1 pseudogene is annotated in these 510 nt (G+C 42.7%); it reads left to right on the forward strand.

Annotated features, from left to right (window positions below):
* Positions 1-510: pseudogene (locus tag ACKTR2_RS10450) on the forward strand (hypothetical protein); the annotation flags it as partial.

Below are 510 nucleotides of genomic sequence, written 5' to 3' on the forward strand. Positions count from 1 at the left end.
AGCCCGACAATGCTTTGAAACTAAAGACGTTATATCGCGAATATGCGCATAGCCAGCTACACGGCCTAAAATCAGCCTTTAAAGATCGCCCGCGAGCCTATCAAGAAACGCAAGCCGAAGCGGTCGCATATGTTGCCATGCAAAATATTGGCGTTGATACCAGCAACTACTCACTCGGTTACGTGGCCACCTGGGCCAAAGATAAAGCCGTAATCCATAGCGCTTTAAGTGAGATCCAACAAGTGAGCAACAAAGTGATTGAACTTAGCGATTGCTTAACCAAACAATTAGGCTTACAAGAAGCCCCAAAAGAGCCTGCACATGATCTAAAAAAGCTATCAGCCCAGGATCTTAATAAGTCCTATCAAGGCTTGCAACAACAAATTCAACAAACAACTAGTCCACAACAAAAAGCGCAATTAAAAAATCAGTTAAACGATGTGCACCAAGAACTTAGTGATCGAACTCAAAAACAACTGAAAACATTTGCTGAACAGAATCCGGAGATCA

The sequence above is a fragment of the Furfurilactobacillus curtus genome, assembly GCF_045862785.1.
GTDB classification, from domain to species: Bacteria; Bacillota; Bacilli; order Lactobacillales; family Lactobacillaceae; genus Furfurilactobacillus; species Furfurilactobacillus curtus.